The organism is Exiguobacterium sp. UBA1053, assembly GCF_002316465.1.
Classification (GTDB): domain Bacteria; phylum Bacillota; class Bacilli; order Exiguobacteriales; family Exiguobacteriaceae; genus Exiguobacterium_A; species Exiguobacterium_A abrahamii.
In genome coordinates, this window is the sequence record NZ_DCDO01000001.1 from 74,841 (window position 1) to 82,203 (window position 7,363).

Genomic DNA, 7,363 nt, shown 5'->3' on the forward strand with positions numbered 1-7,363 from the left:
CCATGCAAGAAATCAGAATTACAACGGAATACGTCACATTAGGGCAGTTCCTGAAGCTATCGGATATCATCTCAAGCGGAGGACAAGCCAAACCGTTTTTAGCAGAGGTACCGATTCTAGTCAACGGCGAGGTCGATCAGCGACGTGGTCGTAAATTACGGGATGGAGACATCATTGATGTAGAAGACTACGGTCAGTTCATCATCAAGAACGAGGGCAACTAACGTGCGGCTGGATTCAGTCCGACTCAGTCATTATCGCAACTATGACGCACTCGAACTGTCATTCTCCGAAAAAACGAATGTCCTGATTGGTGAAAATGCACAAGGGAAGACGAACTTACTGGAAGCGATCTATGTTCTTGCTCTCGCGAAGTCGCACCGGACGACGCATGACAAGGAACTGATCGGTTGGGACCAAGAAACAGCGCGCGTCGAAGGACGTGTCGTCAAGCGGACCGGCTCCCATGTCCAAGAGATCGTCATCTCGGGTCGCGGGAAAAAAGCAAAGCTGAATCATCTAGAGCAACGACGCTTGAGTGATTATGTCGGGGCACTGAACATCGTTTTATTCGCCCCGGAAGATTTGCATATCGTCAAAGGCAGTCCACAAGTCCGCCGGCGATTTCTCGATATGGAGATCGGTCAAGTCAGTCCGGTCTATCTGCATGAATTGAGCCAGTACCTGAAAGTGTTGAAGCAGCGGAACGCATTGCTGAAACAACTGTCCATGAAGGGAGGAGACGAGACCTTCCTTGATATCTTGACGGAGCAAATGATTACGCTAGCCGTTAAAATCGTTCAGCGCCGGCATCATTTCATGGCCCAGCTCGAAAAATGGGCACGACCGATTCATGACGGAATCAGTCGTGGACAGGAAGAACTCGCGCTCATCTATCGTTCGGACACATTCGGCGACGAATTACTCGATGTCGAAGGAATGACTGCGTCCTACACGCGGAAGTTTGGTAAAATAAAAGAAAATGAAATCCGAAGAGGAGTTACGTTGTTTGGACCACATCGCGATGACTTCGAGATGGAAGTCAATGGACGAAACGTCCAAACGTATGGTTCACAAGGACAACAACGGACAGCAGCCCTCTCGTTAAAGCTTGCGGAGATCGAATTGATTCATGAGGAAGTAGGGGAATATCCACTTCTTCTGCTCGACGATGTCTTATCCGAGCTTGATGATCATCGTCAAACACATTTGCTCGATACGATGCAACAAAAGGTCCAGACGATCCTGACGACGACAAGCGTCGACGGGATTGCGCATGAAACGATCAACCAAGCGAAGTTGTTCCACGTGAAACAAGGGACGGTCGATTTGGAAGAGACATCATATAAAGAAACAGTAGGTGAGAAAACCGATGAGTAATCATGAAGATATGGAATTGGAACAAGGGTACGGTGCCGATCAGATTCAAGTACTTGAAGGATTAGAAGCAGTTCGTAAACGTCCAGGGATGTATATCGGCTCGACGGCATCAAAGGGTCTCCATCACCTCGTATGGGAGATCGTCGATAACTCAATTGATGAGGCGCTCGCAGGATACTGTGACACGATCAAGGTGACGATCGAACCAGGGAACTCGATCTTAGTCGAGGATAATGGACGCGGTATTCCAGTCGACATTCAAGAGAAGATGGGTCGTCCTGCCGTTGAGGTCATCCTGACAGTCCTCCACGCCGGTGGTAAATTCGGCGGCGGCGGATATAAAGTATCGGGTGGACTACACGGTGTTGGGGCTTCGGTCGTTAACGCCCTGTCGACGAAACTTGAAGTATTCGTCAAACGGAACGAGAAGCTGTATTACCAAGCGTATCATCGCGGTGTACCAGCGCAAGATCTCGAAGTCATCGGAACATCAGAAGAGACAGGAACGACGATTCGTTTCTTCCCAGACGGTGAGATTTTCCAAGAGACGCTCGAGTATGACTATGATTTGCTAGCGACACGCCTGCGGGAACTTGCTTTCTTAAATAAAGGCTTGAAGATCATCATCACGGACGATCGTGCGGATGAGCCGATGACGCGTAGCTTCCACTACGAAGGTGGGATCAAATCCTACGTCGAACACTTGAATCGTTCAAAAGAAGTCGTTCATGCGGAACCTGTCTATGTACACGGAACAAAAGACGGCATCGAAGTTGAAGTCGCGCTTCAGTATAACGACGGATTTGCGTCAAACATCTACTCGTTCACGAACAACATCCCGACGCATGAAGGTGGTACGCACGAGACCGGCTTCAAGACGGCTTTGACACGGGTCATCAATGACTACGCGAAGAAGTTCGGTTTGATGAAGGATGCAGACGGTACGTTATCCGGTGAGGACGTACGTGAAGGAATGACAGCGATCGTTTCCGTCAAACACCCGAACCCACAGTTCGAAGGTCAGACGAAAACGAAACTCGGGAACTCCGACGCGCGTACGGTTACGGATTCACTCTTCTCTGGTGCATTTGAGCAGTTCATGCTCGAAAATCCGACGAATGCACGCGCAATCGTCGAAAAAGGGATGATGGCGTCACGCGCCCGGATGGCAGCGAAACGCGCCCGTGAACTGACACGCCGTAAAGGTGTTCTCGAAGTGAGCTCGCTTCCAGGTAAACTGGCCGATTGTTCGTCACGTGATGCCTCGATTTCCGAATTGTACATCGTTGAGGGTGATTCAGCGGGTGGTTCTGCGAAATCTGGACGCGATCGTCATTTCCAAGCAATCTTACCGATTCGCGGTAAAATCTTGAACGTTGAGAAAGCACGTCTTGATAAGATTCTTGGAAGCGATGAGATCCGGACGATCATCACGGCACTCGGGACAAGCATTGGTTCTGAGTTCAATATCGAGAAGGCACGCTACCACAAAGTCATCATCATGACCGATGCCGATGTCGATGGTGCCCACATCCGGACACTCTTGTTGACGTTCTTCTACCGTTACATGCGTCCGCTTGTCGAGCATGGATATGTCTATATCGCTCAGCCACCGCTATACGGAATCAAACAAGGGAAGAACATCACGTACGTGCACAACGAACGTGAATTGACAGAGGCGCTTGCAGCGCTTCCTGAAAACGCACGGTACGATATTCAGCGCTACAAAGGTCTTGGAGAGATGGATCCAGAGCAGCTTTGGGAAACGACGATGGATCCAAGTGGTCGTCAAATGTTGCGTGTCGAGCTTCAAGATGCGATCGAAGCGGATGAAGTCTTCGATATCTTGATGGGAGATCAGGTCAAACCACGACGCGACTTCATTCAATCCCACGCACATTACGTCAAGAACCTGGATATTTAACGCTGAACAGAGAGGGTGGCCAGAAGCATGTCCGAACAAAATCACGGAATCATCAAGGATATTAATATCAGTCAAGAGATGCGTACGTCCTTCATGGACTACGCGATGAGCGTCATCGTCGCACGTGCTCTTCCGGACGTACGGGACGGTTTAAAACCCGGACACCGCCGGATTCTCTATGCGATGAACGACCTCGGTATTCGTGCCGATAAACCACATAAAAAGTCTGCCCGTATTGTCGGGGAAGTCATCGGTAAGTATCACCCGCACGGGGATTCTGCCGTCTATGACACGATGGTCCGCATGGCGCAAGATTTCAGCTATCGTTATGAACTCGTCGATGGACACGGAAACTTCGGTTCAGTCGATGGAGACTCGGCGGCTGCGATGCGATATACGGAAGCTCGTATGTCAAAAATCGCAATGGAAATCGTTCGCGATATCAACAAAAACACAGTTGACTTCAAAGATAACTACGATGGTTCGGAACGCGAACCGGAAGTCTTACCGTCGCGCTTCCCGAACTTGCTCGTCAACGGTTCAAGCGGGATCGCGGTCGGGATGGCAACAAACATTCCGCCGCACCAGTTAGGTGAGGTCATCGATGGTGTCTTAGCACTGTCTCACGATCCCGAAATCACGATTCAAGAATTGATGCAGCACATTCCGGGACCTGATTTCCCGACGGCTGGTGAAATTCTTGGTCGTAGCGGGATTCGTCGCGCATATGAAACAGGACGTGGCTCCATCATCGTCCGTGCGAAAGCAGAAATCGAACAGACGAAAAAAGACCGGGAACGGATCATCGTGACGGAGTTGCCTTATCAGGTCAACAAAGCCCGCCTCGTTGAAAAGATTGCCGATCTCGTCCGCGAGAAAAAAATCGAAGGCATTACGGATTTACGGGATGAGTCAGATCGCCGCGGTATGCGCATCGTCATGGAAGTCCGTCGTGATGCGAATGCAAGTGTCATCTTAAACAACTTGTATAAACAGACGTCGATGCAAACGACGTTTGGTGTCAACATGCTTGCGATCGTCGGAGGGCGTCCGAAAACATTGACGCTTAAAGAAATGCTCTATCATTACCTCGAGCATCAAAAAGAAATCGTTCGTCGTCGGACACAGTTCGATCTCGAAAAAGCAGAAGCACGTGAACACTTGCTCGCTGGTCTACGGATTGCGCTTGATCATTTGGATGAAGTCATTCAAATCATTCGCGGGAACCGGACAGCGGACGCAGCACGTGAACAGTTGATGGAGCGTTTTGCGTTATCTGAGAAACAATCACAAGCGATTCTCGATATGCGCTTACAACGCCTGACAGGTCTTGAGCGGGAAAAAATTGAAGCAGAGTATGACGAAATCATGCAATTGATCGCGGAACTGAACCGCATCCTTGCGAGTGAAGAAGTCTTGCTTGATTTGATCCGGACAGAACTCGAGGAATTGAAGGAACGTTTCAACGACGAGCGTCGGACGGAAATCCGGATGGATCATATCGAATTCGAAGATGAAGACTTGATTCCGGAACAAGATATCATCATCACGTTGACAAGCAGTGGCTACATCAAACGGATGACGACGGATTCGTACCGGACACAACGCCGCGGTGGACGTGGAGTTCAGGGAATCGGAACGAACGACGAGGATTACGTCACGCGTCTCTTGTCTTGTTCGACGCATGATACGATTCTATTCTTTACGAACCGTGGGAAAGTCTACCGGATTCGTGGATATGAAGTACCGGAGATGAGCCGGACATCAAAAGGTGTACCAATCATCAACCTCATCCAAATCGAACGCGACGAAAAGGTCGAGACGATGATTCCAGTCAACTTCAAACGTTATCTCGAGGAGCAACAAGCAGCTGAAGCACCTGTCGAGGTGATTGAAGGAGAGATTGAAGAGACGGAAGAAACGCTCGAAACGGAAGAAGTCGTTCAAGATGAGCAAAAATCATTGATCTTCATGACACGTAAAGGACGCGTCAAACGTTCACCGTTGTCTGCGTACGCACGGATCAACAAAAACGGTTTGATTGCGATTCGGTTGTTTGAAGACGACGAGTTGACATCGGTTCGTCTTGCATCGACGGACGATGAAGTCTTTGCTGTTTCAACAAGCGGGAAAGCGATTCGTTTCCCAATCACGAATGTCCGCTCGATGGGACGTGGCGCTCGTGGTGTCAAAGCGATGACGTTACGTCCAGACGATTTCGTCGTCGGGATGGAACTTGCACGTGATGCTCAAGATGTTCTTGTCATTACGGAAAAAGGATTCGGTAAACGAACACCGATGACCGAGTTCCGTAGCCAGTCTCGTGGTGGTAAAGGATTGATCGCGAGTAAGGTGACAGAACGCGTCGGTCAAATCGTTGCCATGCGAATCGTTGATGTCGACGATGACATCATGATCATGACAGAGAGCGGGATCGTCATTCGGACAGACTCGCAATACATTTCACGTGTCGGCCGGAATACCCAAGGGGTGAAGGTCATTCGAATTGAAGAAGGTGACCGTGTTGCAACGGTTGCGAAACTGAAACGCGAAGAGACTGATGAAATGGAAGAAGACACGGATCTTGTGTCAGAAGAGAATGAGATCGTGTCGGATGCTTCAGAAGAAGCGGAAGAATAAGCAAGACGTCAGCAAGAAAGCAGCAGAGTGATATACTACTCTGCTGCTTTTATCTACATATATAGAAAGAAGAGAAAGGAACGAAGCGATATGCGAGTGGCAAGTGACCAATTACGCATCGGGGATCGTTTGACTGAATCCATCTATTTACATACGGATCATCCGATCGTAGAAGCAGGGAAAAAAATAGGAAGCGATGAGTTACGACGAATCCAGCGTTTTTTAATTAAGGAAGTCGTCATTGAAGATCGACCTGATTTCAGTAAAGATGAACAAGTGCAGACTGAAACAGTTAAAGCCCATGTGGAACATCCATTTGAAGAATTTATTCGCTTTTACAATAAAGTCTTCATGTCATGGGAACAGGGAATGAAGCCGAATGTATACGAAGCATTGAGTTGGGTCAAACAGTCCGTTCCAGAACGGATTACGAGACAAGATGTCTTACCATTCTTCCTAGAGCGGGGAACGGAAGCTTATACAGTGCGACATGCCATTTATCGAGGGGCAATTGCGCAAATGCTGGCGGAAGCAGTCGGAAAAGAACGGAAAATGATTCATGAGTTGTGGACCGCATCCTATTTTGCGGATTATGGACTAGCACGAATCATGGAATGGCGTCACACGAAACGATATGAAGCGATGCAACAAGAAATTTTTCAACGTCACCCGGCTATGGCGTATCAAGCCTTGCAAAAGGAGACGATCATCTCTGATACAGTAAATCGTTTAATTGTTCAACATCATGAACGGTTAGACGGAACAGGTTACCCTTTAAAGGTTAAAGGAGATAAGATCGCAGATCACACACGATTGTTCATCGTAGCGGATGTCTTTGCTGCAATGACGAGTTGGCGTCCGTATCGGGAAGCTTATACGCCGTTTGATGCCTATCGTCATTTGAAAGCAAGACCGATGCAATATTGCTCAAAGTATGTATTGTTGCTCGGACAATTACTTCTACCAATAGAAGTCGGTGATCGCGTGCTGATGAGTAACGGAAAGATTGCAACCATTACGCGAAAGAATCCAGTCTTTGATCGGCCTGTCATTTCCTATGAAGAACAAGGACGGATGACAATCATTGATTTAATGGAAGAACGACAACATAGTATTATTCAGTTGATGGATTAATAGAGAATACACAGCCTCTTGAGCCAGAATCGTAAGGTTTAAGAGGCTTGTTCATGATTTTAAAAACAATTTTAAAATAAGTGTTGCACAATAATAAAACACATGATATATTATTACATGTCCTTAACAACGACAAGCGCTTGAAACAAACGAGAAAAACAATTTCAAAAAAAGTTGTTGACTTCTTGTTTCAGACTTGGTATTCTAATTGAGTCGCCAAAACAGGCGCGGACGAACTTTGAAAACTGAACGCTGAGGCAAAAATCGTATTCTACGGAATACAAA

Annotated in this window: 5 protein-coding genes; all 5 read left to right on the top strand. The window is 47.9% G+C overall.

Going from position 1 to position 7,363, the window contains the following annotated elements; all coding sequences use genetic code 11:
• Window positions 1–2 precede the first annotated feature (2 nt).
• The 5 genes from yaaA to B3G15_RS00390 all read left to right on the top strand — a co-directional run bounded on the left by yaaA (window position 3) and on the right by B3G15_RS00390 (window position 7,078).
• The gene (gene yaaA / locus B3G15_RS00370) at window positions 3–224 is read left to right on the top strand and encodes a S4 domain-containing protein YaaA (protein ID WP_023469865.1); all 222 of its coding nucleotides are present in this window, start codon (window positions 3–5) and stop codon (window positions 222–224) included.
• A 1-nt stretch (window position 225) separates the two neighbouring features.
• Window positions 226–1,380, top strand: a complete 1,155-nt coding sequence (gene recF, locus B3G15_RS00375) for a DNA replication/repair protein RecF (RefSeq protein ID WP_023469866.1) — start codon at window positions 226–228, stop codon at window positions 1,378–1,380.
• A gap of 10 nt (window positions 1,381–1,390) precedes the next feature.
• On the top strand, window positions 1,391–3,304 hold the full coding sequence (gene gyrB, locus B3G15_RS00380; protein ID WP_214856610.1) for a DNA topoisomerase (ATP-hydrolyzing) subunit B: 1,914 nt from the start codon (window positions 1,391–1,393) through the stop codon (window positions 3,302–3,304).
• A gap of 27 nt (window positions 3,305–3,331) precedes the next feature.
• Complete coding sequence (gene gyrA, locus B3G15_RS00385) at window positions 3,332–5,944, top strand: DNA gyrase subunit A (protein WP_290714336.1); 2,613 nt, start codon at window positions 3,332–3,334, stop codon at window positions 5,942–5,944.
• 90 nt (window positions 5,945–6,034) lie between these two features.
• On the top strand, window positions 6,035–7,078 hold the full coding sequence (locus B3G15_RS00390) for an HD-GYP domain-containing protein (RefSeq protein ID WP_290714337.1): 1,044 nt from the start codon (window positions 6,035–6,037) through the stop codon (window positions 7,076–7,078).
• Window positions 7,079–7,363: the final 285 nt, after the last annotated feature.

Coding starts and splice junctions, on each gene's coding strand:
- yaaA (WP_023469865.1), top strand. CDS start 3: ATGCAAGAAATCAGAATTACAACGGAATACGTCACATTAGGGCAGTTC.
- gyrB (WP_214856610.1), top strand. CDS start 1,391: ATGGAATTGGAACAAGGGTACGGTGCCGATCAGATTCAAGTACTTGAA.
- gyrA (WP_290714336.1), top strand. CDS start 3,332: ATGTCCGAACAAAATCACGGAATCATCAAGGATATTAATATCAGTCAA.
- B3G15_RS00390 (WP_290714337.1), top strand. CDS start 6,035: ATGCGAGTGGCAAGTGACCAATTACGCATCGGGGATCGTTTGACTGAA.